27 protein-coding genes and 1 pseudogene are annotated in these 24,674 nt (G+C 62.0%); 19 read left to right on the top strand and 9 right to left on the bottom strand.

Translation table 11 applies throughout. From position 1 onward, the window contains the following. Window positions 1-81: 81 nt before the first annotated feature. Window positions 82-255 (top strand): DUF3606 domain-containing protein, encoded by a 174-nt coding sequence (locus tag HYH07_RS02595; RefSeq protein WP_220000995.1) that lies wholly within the window; start codon window positions 82-84, stop codon window positions 253-255. A 10-nt stretch (window positions 256-265) separates the two neighbouring features. Here the strand turns inward: HYH07_RS02595 and HYH07_RS02590 are convergent, their stop codons facing one another. Both HYH07_RS02590 and ligD read right to left on the bottom strand, forming a co-directional pair. Further along, the gene (locus HYH07_RS02590) at window positions 266-451 is read right to left on the bottom strand and encodes a hypothetical protein (RefSeq protein ID WP_220000994.1); all 186 of its coding nucleotides are present in this window, start codon (window positions 449-451) and stop codon (window positions 266-268) included. Between the two features lie 546 nt (window positions 452-997). Further along, a complete protein-coding gene (ligD, locus tag HYH07_RS02585; RefSeq protein WP_220000993.1) occupies window positions 998-1,921 on the bottom strand; it encodes a non-homologous end-joining DNA ligase in 924 nt (307 codons plus the stop codon). A 135-nt stretch (window positions 1,922-2,056) separates the two neighbouring features. Here ligD and HYH07_RS02580 point away from each other — a divergent pair, with 135 nt between their 5' ends. From HYH07_RS02580 to HYH07_RS02560, 5 genes are all read left to right on the top strand, one after another. Continuing rightward, complete coding sequence (locus HYH07_RS02580; protein WP_220000992.1) at window positions 2,057-2,251, top strand: DUF3606 domain-containing protein; 195 nt, start codon at window positions 2,057-2,059, stop codon at window positions 2,249-2,251. Between the two features lie 650 nt (window positions 2,252-2,901). Continuing rightward, window positions 2,902-3,246 (top strand): hypothetical protein, encoded by a 345-nt coding sequence (locus HYH07_RS36230; RefSeq protein ID WP_228749177.1) that lies wholly within the window; start codon window positions 2,902-2,904, stop codon window positions 3,244-3,246. A gap of 768 nt (window positions 3,247-4,014) precedes the next feature. After that, on the top strand, window positions 4,015-4,275 hold the full coding sequence (locus HYH07_RS02570) for a hypothetical protein (RefSeq protein ID WP_220000991.1): 261 nt from the start codon (window positions 4,015-4,017) through the stop codon (window positions 4,273-4,275). Window positions 4,276-4,505: 230 nt separating this feature from the next. Continuing rightward, window positions 4,506-4,754, top strand: coding sequence for a hypothetical protein (locus HYH07_RS02565; RefSeq protein ID WP_220000990.1), 249 nt, complete (start codon window positions 4,506-4,508; stop codon window positions 4,752-4,754). A gap of 106 nt (window positions 4,755-4,860) precedes the next feature. After that, window positions 4,861-5,118, top strand: coding sequence for a hypothetical protein (locus HYH07_RS02560; RefSeq protein ID WP_220000989.1), 258 nt, complete (start codon window positions 4,861-4,863; stop codon window positions 5,116-5,118). A gap of 47 nt (window positions 5,119-5,165) precedes the next feature. Here HYH07_RS02560 and HYH07_RS02555 read toward each other — a convergent pair whose 3' ends face one another. Continuing rightward, window positions 5,166-5,366: a hypothetical protein gene (locus HYH07_RS02555; RefSeq protein WP_220000988.1), complete on the bottom strand. Its 201-nt coding sequence runs from the start codon at window positions 5,364-5,366 to the stop codon at window positions 5,166-5,168. Between the two features lie 473 nt (window positions 5,367-5,839). Here HYH07_RS02555 and HYH07_RS36225 point away from each other — a divergent pair, with 473 nt between their 5' ends. From HYH07_RS36225 to HYH07_RS02535, 5 genes and pseudogenes are all read left to right on the top strand, one after another. Continuing rightward, complete coding sequence (locus HYH07_RS36225; RefSeq protein ID WP_228749176.1) at window positions 5,840-6,220, top strand: hypothetical protein; 381 nt, start codon at window positions 5,840-5,842, stop codon at window positions 6,218-6,220. Window positions 6,221-6,246: 26 nt separating this feature from the next. Continuing rightward, window positions 6,247-6,354 (top strand): annotated as a pseudogene (locus HYH07_RS36220) (GNAT family N-acetyltransferase); the annotation flags it as partial. 163 nt (window positions 6,355-6,517) lie between these two features. After that, on the top strand, window positions 6,518-7,786 hold the full coding sequence (locus HYH07_RS02545; RefSeq protein ID WP_220000987.1) for a CaiB/BaiF CoA-transferase family protein: 1,269 nt from the start codon (window positions 6,518-6,520) through the stop codon (window positions 7,784-7,786). A 64-nt stretch (window positions 7,787-7,850) separates the two neighbouring features. Beyond that, window positions 7,851-9,080, top strand: coding sequence for an acyl-CoA dehydrogenase family protein (locus tag HYH07_RS02540; protein WP_220000986.1), 1,230 nt, complete (start codon window positions 7,851-7,853; stop codon window positions 9,078-9,080). 9 nt (window positions 9,081-9,089) lie between these two features. Continuing rightward, entirely contained in the window at window positions 9,090-9,647 is a 558-nt protein-coding gene (locus tag HYH07_RS02535) for a flavin reductase family protein (RefSeq protein WP_220000985.1), read from the top strand. Between the two features lie 30 nt (window positions 9,648-9,677). Here the strand turns inward: HYH07_RS02535 and HYH07_RS02530 are convergent, their stop codons facing one another. Beyond that, entirely contained in the window at window positions 9,678-10,586 is a 909-nt protein-coding gene (locus HYH07_RS02530; protein WP_220000984.1) for an NAD(P)-dependent oxidoreductase, read from the bottom strand. Between the two features lie 176 nt (window positions 10,587-10,762). Here HYH07_RS02530 and HYH07_RS02525 point away from each other — a divergent pair, with 176 nt between their 5' ends. The 6 genes from HYH07_RS02525 to HYH07_RS02500 all read left to right on the top strand — a co-directional run bounded on the left by HYH07_RS02525 (window position 10,763) and on the right by HYH07_RS02500 (window position 17,085). Further along, window positions 10,763-11,746 (top strand): ABC transporter substrate-binding protein, encoded by a 984-nt coding sequence (locus tag HYH07_RS02525; protein ID WP_220000983.1) that lies wholly within the window; start codon window positions 10,763-10,765, stop codon window positions 11,744-11,746. Window positions 11,747-11,823: 77 nt separating this feature from the next. Then, complete coding sequence (gene ilvD, locus HYH07_RS02520; protein WP_220000982.1) at window positions 11,824-13,518, top strand: dihydroxy-acid dehydratase; 1,695 nt, start codon at window positions 11,824-11,826, stop codon at window positions 13,516-13,518. Window positions 13,519-13,609: 91 nt separating this feature from the next. Next, window positions 13,610-14,455 (top strand): ABC transporter ATP-binding protein, encoded by an 846-nt coding sequence (locus HYH07_RS02515; protein ID WP_220000981.1) that lies wholly within the window; start codon window positions 13,610-13,612, stop codon window positions 14,453-14,455. A gap of 14 nt (window positions 14,456-14,469) precedes the next feature. Then, window positions 14,470-15,237 carry an ABC transporter permease gene (locus HYH07_RS02510; RefSeq protein ID WP_220000980.1) on the top strand — a complete coding sequence of 256 codons (768 nt, stop codon included), beginning with the start codon at window positions 14,470-14,472 and terminating at the stop codon, window positions 15,235-15,237. Next, window positions 15,234-16,001, top strand: a complete 768-nt coding sequence (locus HYH07_RS02505) for an ABC transporter permease (RefSeq protein WP_220000979.1) — start codon at window positions 15,234-15,236, stop codon at window positions 15,999-16,001. The genes HYH07_RS02510 and HYH07_RS02505 overlap by 4 nt, the downstream gene beginning before the upstream one ends. A 37-nt stretch (window positions 16,002-16,038) precedes the next feature. Continuing rightward, window positions 16,039-17,085: a peptidase M29 gene (locus HYH07_RS02500; protein WP_220000978.1), complete on the top strand. Its 1,047-nt coding sequence runs from the start codon at window positions 16,039-16,041 to the stop codon at window positions 17,083-17,085. Here the strand turns inward: HYH07_RS02500 and HYH07_RS02495 are convergent. Genes HYH07_RS02495 through HYH07_RS02475 form a run of 5 tightly spaced genes read right to left on the bottom strand, consistent with a single transcriptional unit; the run spans window position 17,082 to window position 22,807 of the window. Further along, window positions 17,082-18,074 (bottom strand): 3-hydroxybutyryl-CoA dehydrogenase, encoded by a 993-nt coding sequence (locus HYH07_RS02495; protein WP_220000977.1) that lies wholly within the window; start codon window positions 18,072-18,074, stop codon window positions 17,082-17,084. The genes HYH07_RS02500 and HYH07_RS02495 overlap by 4 nt on opposite strands. Window positions 18,075-18,077: 3 nt before the next feature. Then, window positions 18,078-19,166, bottom strand: coding sequence for an NAD/NADP-dependent octopine/nopaline dehydrogenase family protein (locus HYH07_RS02490; RefSeq protein ID WP_220000976.1), 1,089 nt, complete (start codon window positions 19,164-19,166; stop codon window positions 18,078-18,080). Further along, window positions 19,163-20,689, bottom strand: a complete 1,527-nt coding sequence (locus HYH07_RS02485; RefSeq protein WP_220000975.1) for a class I adenylate-forming enzyme family protein — start codon at window positions 20,687-20,689, stop codon at window positions 19,163-19,165. The genes HYH07_RS02490 and HYH07_RS02485 overlap by 4 nt, the downstream gene beginning before the upstream one ends. A gap of 2 nt (window positions 20,690-20,691) precedes the next feature. Next, window positions 20,692-21,981 carry an acyl-CoA dehydrogenase family protein gene (locus HYH07_RS02480; RefSeq protein ID WP_220000974.1) on the bottom strand — a complete coding sequence of 430 codons (1,290 nt, stop codon included), beginning with the start codon at window positions 21,979-21,981 and terminating at the stop codon, window positions 20,692-20,694. Window positions 21,982-21,988: 7 nt separating this feature from the next. Continuing rightward, window positions 21,989-22,807, bottom strand: a complete 819-nt coding sequence (locus tag HYH07_RS02475; protein WP_220000973.1) for an alpha/beta fold hydrolase — start codon at window positions 22,805-22,807, stop codon at window positions 21,989-21,991. 197 nt (window positions 22,808-23,004) lie between these two features. Between HYH07_RS02475 and HYH07_RS02470 the strand changes: the two genes are divergently transcribed. Both HYH07_RS02470 and HYH07_RS02465 read left to right on the top strand, forming a co-directional pair. Further along, on the top strand, window positions 23,005-23,766 hold the full coding sequence (locus HYH07_RS02470; RefSeq protein ID WP_220000972.1) for an SDR family NAD(P)-dependent oxidoreductase: 762 nt from the start codon (window positions 23,005-23,007) through the stop codon (window positions 23,764-23,766). A 42-nt stretch (window positions 23,767-23,808) separates the two neighbouring features. Beyond that, entirely contained in the window at window positions 23,809-24,645 is an 837-nt protein-coding gene (locus tag HYH07_RS02465; protein WP_220000971.1) for an enoyl-CoA hydratase family protein, read from the top strand. Window positions 24,646-24,674: the final 29 nt, after the last annotated feature.

Below are 24,674 nucleotides of genomic sequence, written 5' to 3'. Positions count from 1 at the left end.
GGCTGTACGAATTTTCACCCAGCTCTGCTTCGGAACGGGGCGGGCGTGGCGACGTTCTTCTTTTCTGAGGAGGACGTCGCAATGGATCGCCTGACGAAGCGCGAGCAGCCGGATCGCAGTAAGATCAACATGCACGAGGCCTGGGAGGTCAAGTACTGGAGCCATGCGCTCGGCGTCTCCAGGGAGGAGCTGCAACAGGCCGTCGACAAGGTGGGGAATTCAGCGGCCGCCGTCCGCAAGGAGCTCGCGGTGTGACCCGCGATCCCTACTTGATGCTGACGAACATGCCCCAGGCGGCGGAGAGCGCCGCGCCGGTGAAGACGACTCCCGGCCTGTCGCAGAACAGGCCGCCATAGCTGCACACATCGGCCCCGAACGAGCCGAGCTCGTGATGGCCCGCCGAATAGAACAGTCCCGACAGCCCAAGCAATAAGCCAGCGATGTAGTACATGGCTCCCTCACGCGAGAACGGACATGTGTCAACATGGCGCGAAGAGATTTCATCTCGCTGAGTCCGCAGGGGTGCATTCGATTAAAGATTGACCTGTTTCTGAGAGCGCAGGGCCCGAAGGGGCGCTTCGATGCGCGCCGGCCGGCTCTGGCACGCCCAGCCCGCCCAGTCGGCGAATCTGCTTTGCTGCCGCGTGTGTCGCCATGTCGTGGGGACAGGGCCGAGGACGAATGGAAGATGCTCGTGGCAGACATGCCCTAATGCGTCTTTGACCCGAGTCTCGCAAACAACGGCGCAAACGAAGAATACGATGCTTGGGCACAGGACTATTACGCGGCCTTGGATATCGTCAAGGAAGCGTGTTGCGTCGGCTCCGAAATTTAAGCCTCATCACGCGCCTCCGCTTCCCTTGCCGCTGCGTTGACTTTCATGCGGTCTCGCCGTTGTTCCGGGGACGACTCCATCACCGCGTCATTTAGCCAGGAATCGTCGAATGATCGTCGCTGCGCTTCTCCGCCCACGCTCACCAGCGATCGAACGCATGCATCACAAGTCCTCCCTCAATCCCTTAAAGAATGGATGCCTTACCTTACCCTCCGCAGACTTGGCGCGGTACTCGATCTCCGCCAGCAGCTTCGGCTCGACCCAGATGCCCTTGTGCGCGATGCGCTTCGCGTAGGGCTGCGTCTTGCGAATGAGCGGCTGCAGGCGCTTCTGCAGTTCGGCGGCCGACGTCTTGTCGAAGCCGTGGTCCACCTTGCCGGCATAGATCAGATCGTCGCCCTGATGGCGACCAAGATAGATGCCGTCCCATTTGCCCTCATCAAGCGCAAAGCCCGCGATGGTCAGCGTCTCGCGTTGGGCGCAGGTTTTCTTGACCCAGTTATTGCCGCGGCCGCTGGCATAGATGCTGTCGCGAACCTTGGAGACGACGCCTTCGAGTCCGACCTTGCAGGCGTGGGCAAACATGTCGCGGCCTTCGATCTCGAAGCTGTCGCTGAATTGCACGTCGGTGCCGGAGATGATCTTCTTGAGTTCGGCCTTGCGCTGGACGAGTGGCTCGCGGCGGAGATCTCGTCCCTCGAGATAGAGCAGGTCGAACGCGACCAACACAATCTTGCTGGACTTGCCTTTCAATTCGTTTTGCAGGACGGAGAAATCGGTGGTGCCATCGGTCGCGGGGACGACGATCTCGCCATCGATGATTGCAGTGCCGGCCTTGATGTGCCAGGCATCATTGGCAACCTTCTTGAAACGCTTGGTCCAGTCATGACCGCGCCGGGTGAAGATTTTGACCGCTTCGTTGGCGAGATGGACTTGGACGCGGTAACCGTCGAACTTGATCTCGTGAATCCACCTTTCGCCTGAAGGCACCCGCTCGATCGAGGATGCCAAGGCCGGTTCGATAAAGCCGGGGAAGGGCGCCTTGATACCGATCACCGCCGACTTCCGCTGACGCTGGGACGCCACTGACCAACTCCACGCAACCGATACTTCGGATTCGAATCGTTCGAGGCGGATTCGTTCCGGCTCCTGTCGCCGACAACAGGGGCAAAAGGAACCAACTGAATCTCCTTGCGTTTCTCCGGTGCAAGGAGGTGCAACATGGCAGCAGCAAAGAAGCAGACCGCTCGCGGTCGGAAACAGGATCGCGCCCGCGTCGCCGGCGGACAAAAATACGAGGTCGCCTATGAGGCAAAGAAGACGCGCAAGTCGGCGTCGGCAGTGAAGAAGGCGGTCAAGAAGGTCGGCAACGGCCGGAAGAAGGTCGAGCGCAAGCTCGGGCGTAAGGGGAAATAGGAACGTTCAGTTTCAGTCCCGACTTTGTTTTGTCCCGATGTACTGCCGATCAGCCGGTTCTCCTGGCGGCTCTGGCGCGCGATCCCCCGTCGCCCGCCGGAGTCGCTTCGGTTTATCGTGAATTGCTCTTGCCCCGTCGGAGGAGCCGGGCTGGCCTCGCTGGATGCGTGAGGCGTTTGCAAATGAAACTGAACCGAAGAGCGCCGAGACGGTTGGCGCGGCGGACGCACCGGCAGCAAGCGACGCTGCGAATGTGATTCTAAGTCGCGCCCTTCCGCGGACATGACGCAGACGGCGCGACAGCACCTTCCCGCTCCTGGTTGCGGGCTCTCAACTAATAAGGGTTGAGCACGCTCTCGAGAAACTGCTGCTTTTCGCCGGGCGCGTAACCTTGGCAAGCGCCGTAATATGGTTCTGGCCGGTCACAGGGGTTGGCGGACCGATAATATTGTCGCGGTGCATAGGCAAAACCGTCAGCTCGGCCTGATGGGTACATGTGGTGATGGGGACGAACCGCCGCGTGCCGGTGGTGCCCGTGATGCACGCTTGCCGCGTTCGCGACGCCGCACAGGCTCAGCAGGACGCTCAAGGCCAAAATCGAACGCATCGCGTCTTCCTCCGAAGAGTTCGCTCTTTGGTCAATCATTACCATGACGCGGCGTTCCAAAGAGTCGTTTTTCGTCTTCCGACGTCGCGGCAAAGCATCGGGGAAATTTGGCAATAAGAAAGGGAACGGTGAAATCCGGATCGGGGTTGATCTTGCACTGAGGAGCACTTCGATGGACAGAACCTCGATCTATGATGAGTTGAGCCGTGTCGAGAGCGACGTGGTGGCGGGAGAGCGTCGGCTTGCAGAACAGGAGCGGCTGGTGCTCGACCTGAAAAAGGAAGGCGAGAATACTTCGGCTGCTGAAAGGGAGCTGGAACGGCTGCGTGAAGCTCAGCGCCTGCGCGATCAAGACCGCCAAAGGCTCCTCTCGCTGCTGCAGCCCTGAGGCATTCCCATACGCTCGCCCTAAAGCTGCTTGCGGCTGAGCACATCACCAGGCAATCGGCTAGACGTGGGAGAAGAGGTCGAACACAAGTTCGCGCGCTTTCAAACTCCCCGCCTCAGCTTGTGTCAAAAAAGAGCCCCAGCTCACGTAGTGGGGGCGATGGAGCTGGGGCCGACTTGGGGTCACCCTTTGGGAAGGGCACCGGGAAAACTTGGTAGTAGCGATATCGTTCCTAAACTGCTTTCCAAATGAAGAGGCCCCGGCTTTTGCAAAAATCGGAGCCAACCACCCTCCCGGGGGTGCGCGTCGTTTGTTCCTCATCCAGTGTCGGGAAAACTCGGCATCTCAAACTCAGTTCCGATGTCGAAGCTAAATTGCCTGTAGCCGGATGAGTCCGGCACCGGTCCGATCTTGAGCTCTTCCATGAGGCTTGGTATCGTTTGCGGTGGAGGCCGGCGAAAATATTGCAGTCGTCCTCCGTTGGTAAACTTAAGCCCTTTGCGGCCCCGCCTTCGGGTGCCTCTCGTAGCGTTGGGTGCGGCAACGTTCCCTCCGTTCTTCCCTTAGACTCCGGAGGCGGGCGCTTTTTTGCCTGCCGATCCATGTCCGCCGCAGCGCCAAAAGCTACCCGCCTTCCACTGAGCGCGCGGGGATGATCTCATCCCCGGATGGGGGACAGTCGCCGAATTGAACCCGCATCGCTTCCGGCGATACCAAGACAGGCAGAGATGTTGCCTTGGTGGCTGTTACCTTTGGCCGGATGTTGGCATGAACCCCGCTGTTGATCTGCTCTATCGTCTGGCTGCGTTCGGGCTCGGCATCTACTGCGTCCGCAAGGCCTGGTACGGCTATGTCGAGCGCAAGATCCTGTTCGTCAGCGACGACTGGTGGGATTGGTCGAGATGGTCGCGGCAGGAGTTTTACCGCGACATCATGCCGATCCGTTATTGGATGCAGATGGTCGGCACGACCGGCGGTGCGCTGCTATGCCTGGTCGGTGCAATCTTCGGCTGGCAGCCGGGCAGCTGAAGACAGGACATCGCCGCGACGTGCGACGAAACTGTCCTGAAACAATCCTGAAACCAGATCGACCTGAACTCCATCGCTGACAGGCCCGACCAACGGAGCGATAAGGAGACATCTCATGATCCAGATCGGTTCGAAGGAAGAAGTCGCGTTGCTGCTGGCCCTGTTCGGGACCCATACCCAGCCCGTCAGCAAGCCCAAGCCGAAATCGCGGCAAGGCTGAAGGCGAACCCATGTCGGGTCTGGCCGATTGCCTCAGCTTTCTGCGTTTGCTGATCGCGCGGGGAGATCCGAAAGGCATCCCTCTGGCGACCGATGCCATCGACGATTACCTCGCCATGGCTCCGGTCAGCGCACGCCGCCGCGGCCTGCGCGTGCTCCAGCAGGACGCGCTCGAGCTTCATGTCACCTCCGTTGGCGTGCAGCGCTCGTTCGCCGAGACGGTTGACGCCTATATCGAGCGGAAGCTGGCCGAGGAATGATGGAAGCTTGACCTTTCGGGTCTCCTTCAAAAGCTGGCATCCCTCTTGCTATGAGACGTCTTAATCCGGCCCGGCCCATCGGGCCGTTTCAGATTGAGGCGATCACATGCAGTCAACGTCCCGTTTTGAAGCGACCGCGTCCCTGCAGCTCCATGCTCTGATCTCCGACCTGCACTGGCGGATCCAGATGCTGGACGGCGATATTGCCGAGGAGGAGCGCAATGCCGGCAATGCCGATCCTCGCAGCCCCACTTATTCGATGCTGGCGCAGAATATGCGGGCGCGCCGCGACAACTTGCGGACCTCGGTCGCCTTGCTGGAAGCACGGGTCGAGCGGACGGCGCAGCTGTCGCGCGCGGCATAGACAGAAGCCGCCGTTTTCGCCGACCAGATAAGCGCGGTATTGCCCGCTCATGTCGGCGCCCTCAGGCCGGGCGAATGCAGCCAGGCCTCGATCTGAATCGCCATCTCGTCCTGCCGGGCGCGGCGCAGCAGCATTTCGCGGCGACGTCCCGGCGCGAGCGCGCGCGCATGCTCGCGCAATTGCGCGGCTTCCTCTTCGAGCCTCTGGTGAAGTGTCTTGGTCTGCTTGAAACGACGCCGCTTCAACATGGCGATGCTCCCATGTTCGAGAAAGGCGGGAGCGCGATCGGGCGTTCTCATCACCGATATCTGCCAGGGGCCTCGCGGTGATGGTTAACTGTACGATCCGTCTTGCAAGGAGTCCTCATCATTTGATAGCTCGGCCAAGAAATCTGCGCGCGATTTTCAAGCGCTGCTTGCAGCCTTTGAGCCACTTACTCATTTTGTGCGACGGCCGAATCCAAGGTACACTTTTGAACAAACGCACCACATATAGAGTGGGAAGGAGGGACGTCGTTTCGTTTGCTTCGGCTCCAACGCGCGGGGCAATCGTTCGTTTGACTCGTCGGGCAAAACACTGGCACAATGGCATCATCGACATCTCCGGTTCAGCCCGCGCGAAGCCATTCGCTGCGGGTTTTTTGATGTCCATCGACGTCCGCTGCAGCCTGCGGAGGAACGGACTGCGCCGGCGGAATTTGTATGGTCCGGAGGAGACTATGTTGACAGACGCTGACATCGCCATGCTCTGCGACATCGGCCAGTCCATTGCCTTCAGCGACGACCGGCACGAACAGCTGTTCCGGCTGATCGCCGACGGCTACGTGCAGAAGGACGGCGACACCTATGAACTCACCGCCAAGGGCGAAGCGGCCGTGATCGATCGCGGCGCGGGACTGAACACTGACCCGCCGCTGGTCCGAGCCTGTCGTGAAAGTGCGACGGCCGGCCACGTGGCGCAAAAGTTGGATCGGGCGGAAGTTAGGAACCTTCGGTTCCGGGTCGGACTTGGTTCGTGCCGGCATACCGCCGATTGGCCGGCTGGAATGGCGGCTCTGGCGCACCAAGCCCCCCGTCATGCGCCGGAGCCGTTTTCGCTTTAACCTAAATTCGGCTTGACCCGTCGGGCAATCTGATCTCGGCGAATAACTTTATCAAGGCGGGTTATCGGCTTTTCGAACCCGAAGTTCGCTGGGCCTGGTCGCATACGCTCTACTGGCGGAGGTCGCTCCGCTGAATGTCCCGTGATGCGGAACGTCCCATTTCGAACTTTACTTCTGCCGGGTTCCTCTTACGAATTGAAGCCTTGCGGCTGAAGCACTTGCGGAGTTGGTTCTCCCGGGCTTTAAATTCGCGTGCAGAAAATCGGCGAGCACAAGCCGATGTAAGGGAGCCCCGGGATGTCCACCAAGCCTCAATTGCCGGAACGTCCGTTGCGGGCGGCGGGAGGACCAACCGCGCTTGATGGCCTGCTGGTTGTCGATTTCACGCGCGTGGTTGCCGGCCCCGCCTGCACACAGACGCTGGCCGATTTCGGGGCGCGCGTCATCAAGATCGAGAACCCCGATGGCGGCGACGACACGCGCGCCTATGAGCATGCCGAGGTCGGCGGCGAAAGCGCAGCCTATCTCAGCCTGAACCGTAACAAGACCGGTATCGTGCTCGATCTCGCCGTGGCGGAGGCGCGCGAGATCGCGCTGGATCTGATCCGCAAGGCGGATGTCGTTGTGGAGAATTTTTCGAGCGGCGTCATGAAGAAGTTCGGTCTCGACTACGAGGCCGTCGCGCCGCTTAACCCGCGGCTGGTCTTTTGCTCGATCTCCGCTTACGGGCGCACCGGACCATTTGCCTCACGCCCGGGTTTCGACCCGATCACGCAGGCCGAGAGCGGCTTCATGTCGCTCAACGGGTTCGCGGATGGCCCGGCGGTACGTACCGGCCCACCCATTGTCGACATGGCGACGGGGATGTCGGCCTGCAATGCGATCCTGCTGGCGCTGTTGGCGCGGGACCGGCTGGGCCGCGGCCAGCATGTCGAGGTCGCGCTGTTCGACGTCGCCATGGGGATGACGGGCTTCTATGGGATGGCCTATCTGATCAACGGCGAGAATCCTGGCCGGTTCGGCAATTCGCCGGCAGGGTCTCCCACTGTTGGTGTCTACGAGGCGTCCGATGGTCCGCTCTACATGGCGTGCGCCAATGATCGGCTGTATCGACGGCTGGTGGTCGAGGTGCTGAACCGCCCGGATCTCATCAACGCGCCGCAGTTTGCCACACGCAAAGCAAGGTCTGAGAACAAGGAGCTCCTGCGTGCGGCCATCGCCGAGGTGTTCGCAGGCGACACGCTCGAGAACTGGATGGCGAAGATGAAGCTGGCCAATATTCCGGTCGGCTATCTCCGAACGGTCGAGGAAGGGTTCAATGCGCCCGAAGCGCGCGAACGCGCGCGGTTGAGCCGGATCCCTCATCGTACCGCGCAGTGGGTGCCGAATATCGAGCCGCCGATCAGTATGAGCTTGACGGCGGCAATTGATCCTGTGGCGGCGCCGCTGCTGGGCGAGCACACCGAGGGCGTCATGCGCGAGACGCTTGGTTACGACGCGAAGCGGATTGCGGCCTTGGCCGAAAAAGGCGCATTCGGGCCGCGCAAGGTCGAGACATCGGAGTGAGCGCAGCAATAGCTTGATTTGGCAGGGTTCCAGCCTCATAAATGCATGAGAGCGAGGGACGCGAATGGTGCCTGGTCAGGAGTCGAACATGGGTCAGTCGGTGGCCACAGACTCCGGCGAACGAGCCTATGCGGCGATGATTGCCAAGGCCCGTGCGCTCGTGCCGCAATTGCGGGAACGTGCGGTTCGAACTGAGGAGCTGCGGCACCTGCCGCCGGAGACCGAGCGTGACCTGCATGAAGCCGGCCTGTTCCGGATGCTTCAGCCGAAGCGTATCGGCGGCGCCGAGCTCGATTATGTTGCCCTGATCGATTGTGCCGAGTTGCTTGGGCAGGCCGACGCCTCGGTCGCCTGGAATCTGGCTAATCTGGCGAGTCACCACTGGATGCTCGGCATGTTCGAGCAGCGTGCGCAGGACCTGGTCTGGGGCCGAGATCCGGACGTGCTGATCGCGTCATCGTTCATCTTCCCTGCCGGCCGTGCCAGGAAGGTCGAAGGCGGATATCAGCTGCGCGGAAGCTGGCCGTTTTCGTCGGGCGTCGGCTCCTGCGCATGGAACATGCTTGCGAGCGTTGTTTCGTCCGACGACGAGGCTGACGGGATTGAATACCGCATCTTTCTATTACCCAGGGCTGACTACAAGATCCTCGATACCTGGAATGTAGCCGGACTGCGCGGCACAGGGTCGTCGGATGTCGAGGTCAGGGATGCCTTTGTGCCCGATCATATGACGGTCGCGGTGGGTGATCTCGCGGGCGGCGCGACGCCCGGCAGCAGGGTGAACCCCAATCCGCTATACGCGCTTCCGGTCTTCTCGCTGTTTCCCTATGTTCTCTCGGGCGTCGCGCTCGGTAATGCACAGGCGTGCCTGGACGATTATGCGGAGGTCGCGCGTCACCGCATATCGACGTACAACCGCGCCAAGCTGAGCGACTTCCAGAGCACGCAAATCAAGATCGCGGAAGCTTCGGCCAAGATCGATGCCGCGCGCCTCATCATGCGCTCGGCCTGCACCGAGGCGATGGAGGACGCACGGCGCAACCGCACGCCCGATATGGTCACCAAGACCAGATATCGACGCGACGGTGCGTTCTCGGTCAATCTATGTACTGATGCAGTCTCGATGTTGTTCGCGGCGAGCGGGGCGCGCGGCCTGTTCACGACGGGCGTGCTACAGCGGCAATTCCGCGATGCTCACGCGATCAATTCGCATCTCGCATTCAATTTCGATGCAGCCGGAACTAACTATGGACGCGTGGCGCTCGGCCTGCCGTCCGAGAATCTCACCTTGTGAGGCCGGCCGATGAATGACCAGCCAAAGCATCCGGCCGCCGCCGATCCCGCCAACGAGTTCGCAAGCGACAACTCGCCGATCGACCCGCGTGATTTCCGCAACGCGCTCGGCACCTACGGGACGGGCGTCACGATCATCACAGCAACGGCCGCCGATGGAAAGCCGTATGGCATCACCTGTAATTCGTTCGCGTCGGTTTCCTTGAATCCCCCCTTGGTCCTCTGGAGCCTCGGCGTTTATTCATCGAGCCTGACAGTGTTTCAGAACGCCAGCCATTTCACGGTGCATGTGCTGGGCACCTCGCAGCAAGCGCTCGCAAACAAGTTTGCCAAGTCGTCGGAAGACAAGTTCGCGGGCGTGAACTGGACACCGGGTCTCGGCAATGCGCCCGTGCTGGCCGAGAGTGTGGCGAGTTTTCAGTGCCGATCCGTCAACCGGTACTATGGCGGCGATCACGTGATCTTTCTCGGTGCCGTCGAGGCCTATGCTTACAACGCACGAGAGCCTCTGCTGTTCGTGCGAGGGACTTACGGCCAATTCTTGGCCGATGACGCGCACAAGAAGTAGCCGTCGTGCGATTCAGAGACGCGGATCAGTTCAACGTTCCGTGGCCGAAAGCTTGTAAATTTCGAGCGCGTCCGCGTCTGCACCGCGTGCCGCTTTGGCCAGCCTGAAGATCTGCCCGGCAAGCGTCGCCATCGGCACCGGCGTCGACGTCGCCTGCGCGACATCGGCGACCGTATCGAGGTCCTTGAGCATCGTCGCGATGTGCCCGAGCGGTGGCGAGTGAATGCCCCGGACCATGCGCGGCACGAAGAGTTGAAGCGGGATCGAATCCGCAAAGCCGCCCGCGAGCGCCTCGGGAAGCCTGCTCGCGTCAATTCCGGCGTTCGAGGCAAGGCGCGTTGCCTCCGCAAGCACGGCCATCGCGCATCCGACAATCACCTGGTTGCAGAGTTTCGTGGTCTGGCCGGCGCCGGTCGGGCCCATGTGGGTAAATCTGCGCGCCATGGCCAGCACAAAGGGCCGTGCCCGCTCGATGTCTTCAGCCTCTCCTCCCGCCATGATGGCAAGCGTGCCTTCTTCGGCGCCCTTGGTGCCGCCAGACACCGGCGCATCGATCCAGCCCGCTCCGTTCGCGGACTTCAAGCGCGCTGCAAGCTCGCGCGCGGCATCGGGATGGATTGACGAGAAATCGACCACGAGCTTGCCTGCGCCAGGAGCCCCGGCAAGGCCCTGCGCCCCGAAGATGACCTCTTCGACGGCAGCGGCATCCGTCACGCACATGAAGAGGATGTCGGAGCTCGCCAAAAGTTCACGCGGCGTGCTCGCGCGATTGGCGCCAGCCTCGACAAGAGGCGCTACCTTGCCCTCCGAACGGTTCCAGACGCTGACGTGATAGCCGGCTTTGAGCAGCCGACGGGTCATTGGCGTTCCCATCAGTCCCAGGCCGAGATAGCCGAGCCGCTCGGCGCCTTGCGGGTTTGCCTTGCTCGCATCAGCCATAGGTTGCCTCCTCTTGCCGCGGCGCGACGGCGCCCGACCCTGCCGAACCATACATGACGCAGCCCGCGGCGAAACCGGTCGGCTTGCATGGCTTGCCTGATTGTTTGAACCATGAAACATTTGAATCGGTCGGATTGGGTGGCGCTCGTCGGCGCCGGAGCAACGGAGTGGGCACGATGCGGGCAGTTTCGAGGTGGATGCTGGCGGCAGGAGCTGTGGCGGCCATGATCGCGGGCGCGAGCCCCTCATGGGCGCAGCAGACGATCCGCGTGGGCTGGACCATCCCGGCCGAGGAATCCAAATACTGGATGATGCGAAGGCCGGCCGAATTCCCGGATATCGGCAAGACCTACAACATCGAGTGGACCCAGTTTCAAGGCACCGCGCCGATGACGCAGGCCTTGGCGGCCGGCGCGCTCGATTGTGCGACCCAGGCGCCGCTCTCGCTTGCCAACGGTGTGGTCGGCGGCAATCTCAAGGCCTACATCGTGGCCCAGCACGTCTTCGAGAAGCCCGGTGGCTTCTCGGTCTACTGGGCGGTGATGGATGACTCGCCGATCAAGACGATTGCGGACCTTAAGGGCAAGACCGTCGGCATTTCCGTGATCGGCGGTGGCACGCAAGGCCCGTTCAACCTGCTTTTGAAGCAGAACGGGGTTGATCCTGCCAAGGACATCAAGCTGGTCGAGGTCGGCTTTGCCGTCTCCGAGGATGCGCTGCGCCAGGGCCGGGTCGATGCGGTCAACATGAACCAGCCGTTTGCGGCACGTGCGGAGGCAAAGGGCGGCACAAGAAAGCTGTTCTCCCTGTCGCAGGCCATGCCGAACATTGTGCACATCCTGGAAGCCTGCCGCGCCGATTTCGTCGACAAGAACCCGGAACTGGTCAAGGCCTATGTCCGCGATATCACCTCGGGCATGAAGAAGGCACTGGCGAACCGTGAAGAAACTTTGAAGGTCGTCAATGAAGTCCTGAAAGCTCCCATTCCGGTGCTCGAGACCTACCTGCTCAAGGACAACGATTTCGGTCGCGATCCCGGCGCTGCGCCGAATTTCCCCGCAATTCAGAAGATGCTGGACATTTATGCGGACACGGGAATGCTGCCGAAGCTGGATGTCGCGCAGTTCAAGCACCCGACCATCGTCGCGCCGCTGCAATAGGCCAGAGGTCGTTCGCAGGATCAAGGAAGTCGCAATGTCCCGCCATGTGTGGGACACTGCATCGAGACAGTGCAAGCATGAAGAAGTTGCGATCACGGATCACCACTGACGGGCTCGACCGCGCTCCGCATCGCGCCTTCATGCGCGCGATGGGTCTGGATGATGCCGCCATCGCCAAGCCAATGGTGGGCATTGTCAGCATGAAGGGCGAGCAGACGCCCTGCAACATGACCCACGACTTTCAAGTCGCTGCCGCCAAGACCGGGATCGAGGAGGCGGGCGGCACGCCGCGTGAATTCTCAACCGTCTCGGTGTCCGACGGGATCAGCATGAATCACGAGGGGATGAAGTTCTCCTTGTTTTCGCGCGAGCTGATCGCCGACTCGATTGAGGCTGTCGTCCACGGTCTCGCCTATGATGCACTGATCGGGTATGGGGGATGCGACAAGACACTTCCGGGCGTGATGATGGGCATGGTTCGCTGCAACGTGCCTTCCATCTTCATCTATGGCGGCAGCTCGTTGCCGGGCCGCGTGGACGGGCGGACGCTGACGGTGCTCGACTCCTACGAAGCCGTCGGCAGCTTTATGACTGGAGAGATCGACGCCGCGACGCTGGAGCGGATCGAGCGCGCGTGCCTGCCGACCATTGGTGCTTGCGCTGGCCAGTTTACTGCGAACACCATGGGGATGGTGTCGGAGGCGATGGGCTTGACTATCCCCAACGTTTCGATGGTGCCCGGCGTCTATGCCGAGCGGGCGCAGATCTCGCGTCGCGCCGGGCGGCTGATCATGGAAATGCTGGAGCGTGGTGGACCGCTGCCGCGCGACATCGTGACGCGGAAATCGTTGGAGAACGGCGCGGCAATCGTCGCCGCGACGGGCGGATCGACCAATGCCGCGCTGCATCTGCCGGCGATTGCGAACGAGGCAGGTATTCGTTTCACGATCGATGATGTTGGCGAGGTCTTTGCCCGGACGCCGCTGATCGGAAACCTGCGGCCAGGGGGCAAACATACCGCCAAGGATGTTTACGACGTCGGTGGTGCAGCCGTGATAATCCGCGAGTTGATCCAGAGCGGGCATATTGATGGCAGCTGCCTGACGATCACGGGACGTAGGCTCGCGGAAGAAAATGGCGCAGCCAACGCGCCCGACGGGGAGGTCGTTCACGCGGCCCGCGCGCCGATCATGCCTGACGGCGGGGTTGCGGTGCTGAAGGGCAATCTCTGTCCCGATGGCGCCGTCATCAAGGTGGCAGGTCTGAAGAGCCAGCTCTTCGAGGGCGCGGCGCGTGTCTTCGAGGATGAGGAAGCTTGTGTCGAAGCGGTTCGCGACCGCAGTTACAAGGCCGGCGAGGTGCTGGTAATCCGCAACGAGGGGCCGGTCGGCGGTCCCGGCATGCGTGAGATGCTCGGCGTCACTGCGCTGATCTACGGCCAGGGCATGGGTGAGAAGGTCGCCCTGATCACGGATGGGCGGTTTTCCGGTGCCACGCGCGGCATGTGCGTCGGGTATGTCTCGCCGGAAGCGTTCGTTGGTGGCCCGCTGGCGCTGGTCCGCGACGGCGACAAGATCCGGATCGATGCCGCTGGCCGCCGCATGGACCTGCTGGTGGGTGAGCAGGAACTCGCTGCGCGCCGACGCGATTGGAAGCAACCTCCGCCGCGTCATCGCGCGGGTGCGCTCGCAAAATATGCGCGTCTGGTCGGTCAGGCCCCGGACGGAGCAGTCACGCATGAGGGCCCGGCGGAGTGGCCGTGGTTCGACTGAGTGGCAAGTTTCTTGCTAAGCTCGTTCCGCTGATGAAGGCCATTCGGCAGATCGGCTGCGTGACGTTCGCGCGAGTGAGGCGAGAGGCGGGATGAAGGTAGTGCCTTCAAGATCGAGCGAATGGGTGAGACCGGTGACGTTACAGCAACCGGCTTCTGCGATCATCGAGATCGAACGAGTCTCCCAGGTTTTCCAGACCTCGGCGCGCAAGGATCATGTGGCGCTATCGGACATCTCCCTGACGATTGACGAAGGTGCATTCGTCTCCATCCTCGGTCCCTCCGGCTGTGGCAAGTCGACGCTGCTTTACATCGTCGGTGGTTTCGTCAACCCAACTAGCGGCGCGGCGAAAATGAAAGGACGGGCGATCACGGGCCCGGGTCCGGATCGTGGACCGGTCTTCCAGGAGTTCGCGCTGTTTCCGTGGAAGACCGTTCTCGGCAACGTGATGTATGGGCCGCGCCAGCAGGGCGTGCGAACCAACGAAGCTGAAGCGCAGAGCCGCGCGCTGATCGAAATGGTCGGCCTCAAGGGCTATGAGAATTTTTACCCGAAGGAGCTGTCGGGCGGCATGAAGCAGCGCGTCGCGCTGGCCCGGACGCTGGCCTATCATCCCGAAGTCCTGTTGATGGACGAGCCGTTCGGTGCACTTGATGCGCATACGCGTACGCGCCTGCAGAATGATCTCCTAAATATCTGGGAGCGCGACCGCAAGACGGTGCTGTTTGTCACCCACTCGGTCGATGAAGCCGTCTTTCTCTCGGATAAGGTCGTGATGATGTCGAAGTCTCCCGGCCGCATCCGGCAAGTCATGGATATCGACCTGCCACGACCGCGGCGCCGCAACGAGCTGTTGCTCGATCCGCGTTATCAGAAATACGTCGTTGACATCGAGCGCATGTTCGACGAAAGCGACGAAGCTGGCTCGCCCTCGTGATCTCCCCGATTACCATGGCCAAACGTGCTGCGCCCGCCCTGGCCTGCATCGGATTGCTGGCAGTGTGGCAGGTTGCCTCGCTTGTGCTGAAGAGCGACAGCTTTCCAACGGCGATCGAGGCGATCCGCGCAATCCCGGATATCCTCGGCGACAGCGAATCCCTGATCAATATCCTGGCCTCGCTCCGCCGCATGGCGATCGGGTTCAGCATCGCGGTACTGGTCTCGATGCCCCTAGGCCTGTTGATGGGCCGTAGCCGGGCCGTCGCAGCCTTTTTTAATCCACTGCTGATGGTAATCTATCCGGTGCCGAAGGCGGCCCTGATGCCGATCATCATGCTGTGGCTCGGTGTCGGTGACATCGCCAAGACCCTGGTGATCTTCCTGGGCGTCAGCCTGCCGGTGATCTATCACAGCTTTGAGGGGGCGAAGGCCGTGGAAGAGAAGATGCTGTGGTCTGGTGCGGCGATGGGACTTTCGCCGTTGCAGCGCTTGGTACGAATTGTGCTGCCCGCAGCGTTGCCTGAGATTCTGACTGGATGCCGCACTGGCCTGGTGCTTGCGCTGATTACCATGATTACCAGCGAGATGATCGCGCGCCAATCGGGCGCCGGCAATATACTGTTCAACGCGCTCGATATGGGCCAATACGACACGGTCTATGCGATGATCATCATCGTCGGCGCGATGGGCATCTGCCTTGATGCGGTCTTCGAGCGCATTCGCGCAAGGCTCGTGCGCTGGTCCGAGCCTCAGTTCGACATGCCGCTGAGCTTCTCATGATGTCGCGTTCGCTCTCAACGAACATTCTCTTGGGGGGCGCACCAATCGTACTCGTGATCGCGCTGTGGCAAGGTCTGGTGTCGTTCGGCGTCGCGCCAGCGGTGTTGTTGCCGCCGCCAGGTTTGGTCTTCAGCCGACTGGTCCAGCAGCTCGAGACCTGGACCTTTCAGCAGGAAATCGCGGCGACCCTGGTCCGGTTGTTCGCCGGATTTGCTATTGCAGTCGTGCTCGGCGTCAGCATTGGGATTGCAGCTGCTGCCAGTCCCGCGATGAACGCCTTGGTTCGGCCGATCGTGCGGGTGCTTGCGCCATTGCCGAAGGTCGCGCTCTATCCAGCGCTATTACTGTTGCTTGGCTTCGGCCACGGATCGAAGATCACGCTGGTGGCTGCGGACGCCCTCTTTCCGATCTTGCTGTCCACCTATTACGGGGCGTCGAGGGTGGAGCAAAAGCTTATCTGGTCGGCCATGGCGGCAGGAACGCCGCGCTATGAGATCCTGTTCAAAGTCGTTTTGCCGGCGGCGATGCCGGCGATCCTGACTGGATGCCGGATAGGCCTTGTCATTTCCTGCATCGTGGTGTTTCTGGCCGAGATGATCACGTCGACGGACGGGCTTGGCCACGCGCTTGTCACGGCGGCGCGAACATTTCAGGCCGTTGACATGTTCGTGCCGCTGATCACGATCTCATTGCTTGGGTTGATCCTCAATGCGTTGTTGGGCGCGGTACGGTCGTTTCTCTTGCGAGGCTTCCCCGAAGCGTGACTTGACGAAAAAGAAACCACAGGACCGGGAGTAGACCATGCTGGTTGATCGCATCGAGGCAAAATGGATCGACGCGTTTTGCGAGATCTTTGAGCGCTGCGCTGTCAAGGCCGGCGATACCGCGGCAATCCTCTCGGAGACCCAGTCGCGCGCACTGAACGTGCATCTGGCGGAGCTCGCGCTGCTGCGCATCGGCGCGCGGCCTTTTCATGTCGTGATGCCGACGCCGCGCAATCGAAATGTCGTTCCGGTTCGCTCGACGGGGGCGAGCGAAGCGATCCAGAAACTGGGGCCGGTCATCACCGCTCTTCAGCAGGCCGGCTTTGTGGTGGACTGCACCATCGAGGGCCTGATGCATGCAGCGGAGACGCCGGAGATCCTGAAAGCCGGCGCGCGCATCCTGGTGATCTCCAACGAGCATCCCGAGGCCCTGGAGCGCATGGTGCCGGACCCCGCGCTCGAGAAGCGCGTTCGCGCAGCCGCAAAGATGCTGCGCGGAACTAAGCGAATGCGGGTCACCTCAAAAGCCGGCACGGCGCTCGATGTGGACATGATGGGCGCTTCCACGGTCGGCGTCTGGGGTTGGACGGACAAGCCAGGTACGCTGGCGCATTGGCCAGGCGGCATCGTTGTGAGCTTTCCCAAGAGCGGGACGATCAACGGCACGCTGGTCATGGCGCCCGGCGATATCAACCTCACCTTCAAGCGCTATCTGACGTCGCCGGTCAAGATGACCTTGAAAGACGACTATGTGGTCGAGCTGGAAGGTGAGGGCACCGATGCCGCGATGATGCGCGCCTATCTCGCCGCTTGGGGGGATCGGGAGGCCTATGCCGTGTCACATGTCGGCTTCGGCATGAATCCGGCTGCGCGCTACGAGGCCCTCTCGATGTACGACCAGCGTGACACCAACGGCACGGAGATCCGCGCCGTCTCCGGCAACTTCCTGTTCTCGACGGGCGCGAACGAATTCGCTGGACGTTACACTGCGGGCCATTTCGACTTGCCGATGATGGGAACGACCATCGAGCTCGATGGCGTCGCGGTGATCCGAGAAGGTGTTCTCCAGGACGTCTTCGGCTAGTTGCTATCGATCACTGGTGGACGGGCCAGGTCGAAGTGCCGGAGCAGGTCAACCATGGACTGGAGCCGTCTTGCGCGATAGGCATCGACGTCCATGTCGGAATAATCGAGAAAGCCTGCGCCGGTCCGCAAGCCGATCCGGCCTTCGTGCATGTTGCGTGATATGACATCAGGCGCGCGATAGCGGTCGCTGCCGAGCGCGCTTTCGAGATAGCGACTGGCGTAGTACAGAATATCACCACCGCCCCAGTCGATGAACTCGAGCAACCCGAGCACGGCATAGCGGAAGCCGAAACCGTAGCGGATCGCCTTGTCGATTTCCTCGGCGCTGGCGACGCCTTCCTCGACCATCCGCGCGGCCTCGTTCATCGCCAGTGCCTGGATACGCGGAACGATGAACCCGGGTGTCGCCGCACAGACCACCGGCACCTTGCCGATGCCTTCGAGCAACGTCTTGACCGCGTTGATAATGGCCGGGTCGGTTGCCTTCCCGGGCGACACCTCGACCAGCGGGATCAGATAGGCCGGATTCAGCCAGTGCACGTTGAGGAAACGGCGCGGGTTCACGATGGCATCCGACAGATCGTCGACGAGGATGGTTGACGTCGTCGAAGCAATGATTGTGTCCGGGCCGATCTGCCGTGAAGCCGTCCCCAGCACGTCGCGCTTGAGCTCAACGAGCTCGGGAACCCCTTCGAAGATTATTCCCGCCTCGGAAAGGGCAGGGCCGCTCCGGCTGGCCGGCACCACCGAGACTCGCGCGATCAGTGGATCAACGTCTGCCTCGGTCAGCAGTCCCAGCTTGGACAGGCTGGCAAACGTCTTTCGGATTTCGCCGAGTGCATCAGCCTCCAGCCTGGCAAACTCCTCTGCCGAGCGGGCCTTGATGTCGATCATCGTCACCGTGTGTCCCGCATAGGCAAACGCGACGGCAATGCCGCGCCCCATGCGGCCGGCTCCGAGACAGGCGATCTTGGCGCGGCTGCTCATCGGCTAGAATCCTTCACGAAGCAACGTCTGCAATTCGGCTCGGTGGAGCTTGCCAAGCCCCAAGGTCTCCAATGTTCGGCCGCCTTGTGTAAAATCCTCGCCACAGATCGCGCCGCCGATAGCCAGGAATGCCTTGGCAAGCGGCGTGGCGACCGCCGCAACCCGCGCGACGGACACCAGCAGCGACAGCCCTAGCCGCAAATCCTCGCGCATGTAGCGGTGATCGGTCAGCACGATCTGCTCGCGCCAGTCGCCGGAATCAGTCAGCCGGTCATGCGAGCCGCGGCCATACATCCAGATCTCGCCTTCCCGCGCGTAGTGATGAGCGAGGGGAAAATGCGGGGTGCCATATCCCAGCGCCTCGCGCACGGCAATCCGCTCGGCGTCGAGCGCGTCAGTCACGCGCCGGATCGCGGCTTGGGTGCCCTCCTTGTGGATGTCCCAGCGCTCGAAATGCTCGATCGGGCCCGCGTTCATGACAATCAAAGGTGGATGAATGATGCAGCCCGCATTCATCAGCGCGCCGGAGAGCGCATCACCGCATGGCTCGATCACGTCAGGGAAGGCGCGGCCTATGATCTCAAGCGCATGCGGGGCCCGATCGAGAGGGAATACGCCGACCGGCAGGCGCTTGGCGCGGATGGTGATCGCGACTTCGAATGGTCCGTGCTTGCGGGTGAGCCAGGGCAGTGTGCCGGTTTCGGCGAAGCTCGCTTTGGCGCGATTGCCTGCCTCTCGCGCGGCTTGTGCGAAGATGATCGAGCCGAAAGTCGCGGGTGGCAGGAACACCACCTGGCCATCACGCAGATGCGGCGCGAGGCGCCGGGCGATATCCGGCTGAGCGAATGCGGGGGCGGGACACAGGATCAGATCGACGCTGTTGACGGCTTCGGCGATGTCGGTGGTCACCAGCGCCAACTTCACGTCGTGGCGGCCATTGTGATCCTTCACCAGGATGCGAGATCCCGCGGCACGGTGTGCTTCGACCTGCGCTGCGTCGCGACGCCAGAGCCGGACCTGATGCCCCGACAGAGCAAAATCGCCCGCGGCCGCGAAAGAGCCGTTTCCCCCACCCAGAACTGCGATCTTCAAGATGCTTCTCCTTGCGCGCACGACTGCGCATCAAGCTGTTTCAGCAGAAAATGCTGAACCTTGCCGAGCGCCGTACGCGGCAAATCGGCAACGAAAATGATGTCGCGTGGAACCTTGTAGCGGGCAAGCTGTGTCTGAACGTGCGCTTTCAGCTCGTCTGCTTCGAGACGGCAGCCGGATCGTCGGATGACATAGGCGATGGGCACCTCGTCCCAGCGTGGGTCCGGCCGGCCGATCACGGCGCATTCGCTGACATCGGGGTGCTCCAGCAGGACGCGCTCGACTTCGGCTGGATAGATGTTCTCGCCGCCGGAAATGATCATGTTCTTCTTGCGGTCGCGGACCCAGAAATAGCCGTCGGCGTCGCACAGGCCGACATCGCCGGTGCGATACCAGCCGTCGCGCAGCGCCTCGCGCGTGGCCTCGGCATTGCCCCAATATTCGAAGAACACGTTGGGGCCGCGTACTGCGATCTCTCCGGGCGTGCCGGCCGGCGTCTCATTGCCGGCCTGATCGATCACCTTCGCTTCGCAGCACAGGCCGGCTAGTCCGGTCGATCCTGTCCGGGACAGGTCGCCGCCGAGGCGCGTATAGATTGCGATGGGAGAGGTTTCCGTCGAGCCGTAAACCTGCAGCACCGGCACACCGCGTGCAACGAAGCGCTCGATCAGGTGCGGCGGGACGATGGTCGAGCCGGTGGCAACGGCTTTCAGCGACGAGAGATCGGTCGTGGCCCAGGCGGGATGCTCACTAACGGCTTGGAGGATCGTGGGCACCATGACCGTCAGGGTCGGCCGCTCCCGTTCGATGGCCGCAAGCGCCGTATCCGGTGTGAAGCGCGCGTGGATCGTGACGGTCGCCCCAAGCTGGAGCGCTGCCGTCGTCTGGATGTTGAGGCCGCCTACGTGAAAGAAGGGCAGCACCGTCAGCACATGATCGTCCGACGTCATGTTGTGCATGTGCTGGCTCATGACGCCGTTCCAGAACAGCCCCTCCTGGCGCAGCACCGCGCCCTTCGGCCGTCCGGTCGTTCCAGAGGTGTAGACGATCAGCAGCGGGCTGGAGAGATCGGTGTGCGGATTGCGTGCGCCTCCCTTGCTGGCAGCCAGCAAGCTTTCGTAGCTCCTGCCGCGGGGCGGCGTAAAATCGAAGCCGACGACGGCTGTTCCGGGCGCGATCTCGGGAAGAACGCCTTCAAATGCCTGCTCGAGCACCAGCACCTTGGCGCCGGAATCGGTCAGGATGAACAGCTGCTCGGCGACCGCCAACCGCCAGTTCAGCGGCACCAGCATCGCGCCGAGACGGGCACAGGCGTAGAGCAGGACCAGATAGTCCGGCCGATTAAGACTCAGGATCGCCACGCGGTCGCCGCGCCCGACGCTGAACTCCTGCTTCAGGGCCGTTGCCGTCCGTTCAATCCGATGGGCGAGGGACGCGTAGTTCAGCCGCTGCCCCTCGAAGGCAATGGCGGTCTTGTCTGGCGCGAACGCCGCATTGCGATCGATCAGACTGCAGAGATCCACCGTTAATCGTCCGTCTCGCCAGTCTCGTACAGCGCCTCGCGGCCGATCCGGTCGAGGCAGAGTTCGGCCGTCCAGGGGAGCATCAGCGAGCCGCACCGGCTGTCGCGATAGATCCGCTCCAACGGAAGCGATCGCAGCATAGCCTGTCCGCCGCAGGTGCGGATTGCGAGCGCCGCGAGTTCATTGGCGCCTTCCATCACCGAATATTGCGCGGCATAGGCACGCAGCACCTGCTCTTTGCTCGGATTGGCACGAGCTTCGGTCACGGCCTGGAACCAGATTCCCTTGATCTGTTCCAGCTTGATCTGCATTTGCGCCACCGCAATCTGCTTGGTCGGATACATCCGGCGCTTGACCGGCGGCATGCCCGGCACCTCGCCACGCAGATAGCGCACGGTGAAATCGTAAGACGCTTGTGCAAGGCCCATATAGGTGGGCGAGAGCGTCAGGAACATGTGTGGCCAGCGCATCGCCGCCTGGAAATAGACGCCGCGCGGCATCAGCGCGGAATCGTCCGGGACGAAGACATTCTTGAACAGGAGCGTTCGCGAGACCGTGCCGCGCATGCCGAGGGGATCCCAATCGCCGACGACGGAAACGCCCTGCGACGTTGCTGATATCGCAAGGTAAAGCGTATTGCGGCGCGAGGCCTTCCCGCCCTCGTCGATCTCCGTGCAGAGCACGCCGTAATAGTCGGCGTGGCCAGACAGCGACGCAAAGATCTTCTTGCCGTTGACGATCCAGCCTCCTGCGACCGGCTTTGCTTCGGTGCCGAATGCAACGCCGCCGGCGGCGGCCGCGCCGCCCTCCGAAAAAGGTTGCGAATAGATCGCGCCATCTTCGACGATGCGTCTGTAGTGAACCGCCCGTCGGCGCTCGTGCTCCGCGCGGGTCTCTGCATCCATGTCGAGATCATCGGCCAAAGGCCCCGACCACAGCGTGGAGCAGACATGCATGTTCCAGGTGAGGGCGGTCGCGCCACAATAACGGCCGATCTCCGCAGCGGCCAGCGCGTAGGTCTGATAATTGGCGCCCAGCCCGCCATGCTTTTTGGGCACGGCTATGCCGAGCAGGCCGACGCGATGCAGGTCGCGATAGTTCTCGGTCGGAAAGATCGCCTCGCGATCGTAGGCCGCGGCACGACCGGCGAACACGCTCTGGCCGATCTCACGCGCTCGTGTAATTATGCCCACCTGCTCGTCGCTCAGACGGAACGCCACGGGATCGAAGATCGGTGCATCCATTGCGACCTTGTCGGCTGCGCCGATCGTCTTGCTGACTTGCATGGTCATGGTGCAATCATCCGTGTTTGGCGGCAACGGAATCGACGAAGCCACTAAGGGCTCTATCAAAGGCGTCTGGCCGCTCAAGATTGGCGAGATGTCCGACGCCAGCAAGTTCGATGTATTTCGCCGAAGGAATATAGGTAGCCATCTTCGCCATCATCGGCGCCGGTGCGTTGTTGTCTTTGGAACCGGAAAGCAACAGCGTCGGAACGCATATATCTTTGAGCGTGCTGCGTTGATCGAAGCCGACTAACGCCAACATCATGGCGCGATAGCTCGCCTCCGGTACGCTTCCCATGCACTCGCGCGCAAGCTCCATTCCCCTGGGATCAGGATCATCACCGACGAGCTCCTTCACCAACGAAGGTGCCAGCGATTTCATTGTCTCGCCGCGATCAAGCGGGCCCAGCCGTGCCGCGATGAACGACTTTTGCCAATCGCCGTCGGCCTTGCCGAAGGCCGGGCTTGTCTGTGCCAGAACCACCGCGCGCGCAAGTTTTGGCGCTTGGACCAGCCATTTCTGAACGATCATACCGCCGATCGAATGGCCGACCAGAATGGGCTTTGTCACACCGAGCTGCTCGATGAATTGCTGGAGCGCTTCTGCCAGCGCAGCGATACTGACGCTGGCGAGCGGCGCGGACCCGCCATAGCCCGGCATGTCCCATGCGATCACGCGAAAACGATCACCGAATGTCGCAAGCTGCTGCCGCCAGGCCTCCGCCGCACCGCCGATGCCATGCAGGAAAATCAGGGGTGTTGCGCCCGGATCGCCCGCGGCTTCATAGGCGAAGCGTCCGTCCTTTGTTATCATTGGCGAAGGCTGCGACACGCGACATCCTTTGGCTTGCCCCGGCGATGCTAACAGGCCTGTCGCGGATGGGAAGCAATAATTTTATACTTAAAGCAATTTTCGGGCCGATCTTCCGCGTAATGGCATGCGCCGCGTCAATCGGCGCTTTCGTTGCAAAAGCTTGAAGGTTAAAATATATCGAGGGAACGATTAGCAGATCTTGAGGGAGCAAGCGCATGTCCGGATTGCCGCATTCGCCGCACGCGCTGGTGACCGGAGGCGGTCGCGGCATCGGTCGGGCGATTGCGGCGGCTCTTGTCGGCGCCGGCGCCACGGTGACTGTGCTTGGCCGGAACGCTACGTCTCTAGAGGAAACGATCAAAGCCGGTGCTGCGCATCATGCCGCCGTTGCAGACGTCTCGGACGAGGCTGCGATGAGGACAGCCATCGCCGCGGCGAACGCGCGAAAGCCGATCGATATCCTCGTCGCGAATGCCGGCAGCGCCGAATCCGCTCCGTTCGCGAAATCGGACAGTGCGCTCTTTGCGCGCATGATGGATGTCAATTTCATGGGCGTTGTCCATGCCATCAGCGCCGTGTTGCCTGACATGAAGGACCGTCCCTATGGACGCATCGTGGCGATTGCATCGACGGCCGGCCTCAAGGGTTATGCATATGTGAGTGCGTACACGGCGGCAAAGCACGCTGTGGTCGGTCTTGTACGCTCGCTTGCGCTGGAGATCGCCGGCAGCAGCGTGACCGTGAATGCTGTCTGCCCCGGCTTCACCGACACGGATCTCGTCGCCGGCAGCATCGACAACATCATGAAGAAGACCGGGCGAACGCGCGAGCAGGCGATCGCCGAGCTCGCGAAGCACAATCCGCAGGGGCGTCTGATCACGCCGCAGGAAGTGGCGAATGCTGTGCTCTGGTTGTGCAGCGAGAACGCCGGCGCGATCACCGGGCAGGCGATTGCGGTAGCTGGGGGCGAAATCTAGCGTCGTGGCGCAGGTGCGGAACAAGGAAGCCAAGGAGATCGCATGAGCAGACCAGCCAATCCCGTCACCGTGCCGCTCGCGGACTATTCGCCGCAACACTTCCTGCTGGCCGTTGTCGAGGGCGTTGCCACCGTGACGCTCAACCGTCCGGAGCGGAAGAATCCACTGACATTCGAGAGTTATCGCGAGCTGACGGATTTCTTTCGCGCGTGCGCGTTTGACGACGCGGTGAAATCCATCGTCGTCACCGGCGCGGGCGGTAATTTCTCGTCTGGCGGCGACGTGTTCGAGATCATCGGCCCGCTGGTGAAGATGGATACAAAGGGGCTGACCGCCTTCACACGGATGACAGGTGATCTGGTCAAGGCGATGCGGGCCTGCCCGCAGCCGATCGTGGCCGCGGTCGAAGGCATTTGCGCCGGTGCCGGCGCGATCATTGCCATGGCGTCGGACATGCGGCTCGCTGCGAGCGGAGCCAAGGTGGCGTTCCTGTTCAACAAGGTCGGTCTTGCCGGCTGTGACATGGGCGCCTGCGCGATCCTGCCGCGGATCATCGGCCAGTCCCGCGCCTCCGAGCTTCTGTACACTGGCCGGTTCATGACCGCGGAAGAGGGTGAGCGCTGGGGCTTCTTCAGCCGCGTTGTCACGCCGGAGCAGGTGCTGGCCCAGGCGCAGCTGCTGGCCAAGCAGGTCGCGGAAGGGCCGACCTTCGGCAACACCATGACCAAGCGCATGCTGGCGATGGAATGGGCGATGTCGGTCGAGGAGGCTATCGAAGCGGAGGCCGTTGCCCAGGCCCTGTGCATGACGACGGCTGATTTCGAGCGCGCTTTTCATGCTTTCGCCAATAAGGTCAAGCCGGTCTTCAGGGGCGACTGAGCGGCGGTTTCGGCCGCAATTAAGGCTAA

The sequence above is a fragment of the Bradyrhizobium sp. BR 10261 genome (genome assembly GCF_019455395.1).
Lineage (GTDB): Bacteria > Pseudomonadota > Alphaproteobacteria > Rhizobiales > Xanthobacteraceae > Bradyrhizobium > Bradyrhizobium manausense.
Note: the sequence above shows the minus strand (reverse complement) of the source record. Positions and strands in the feature narration are given on the sequence as shown.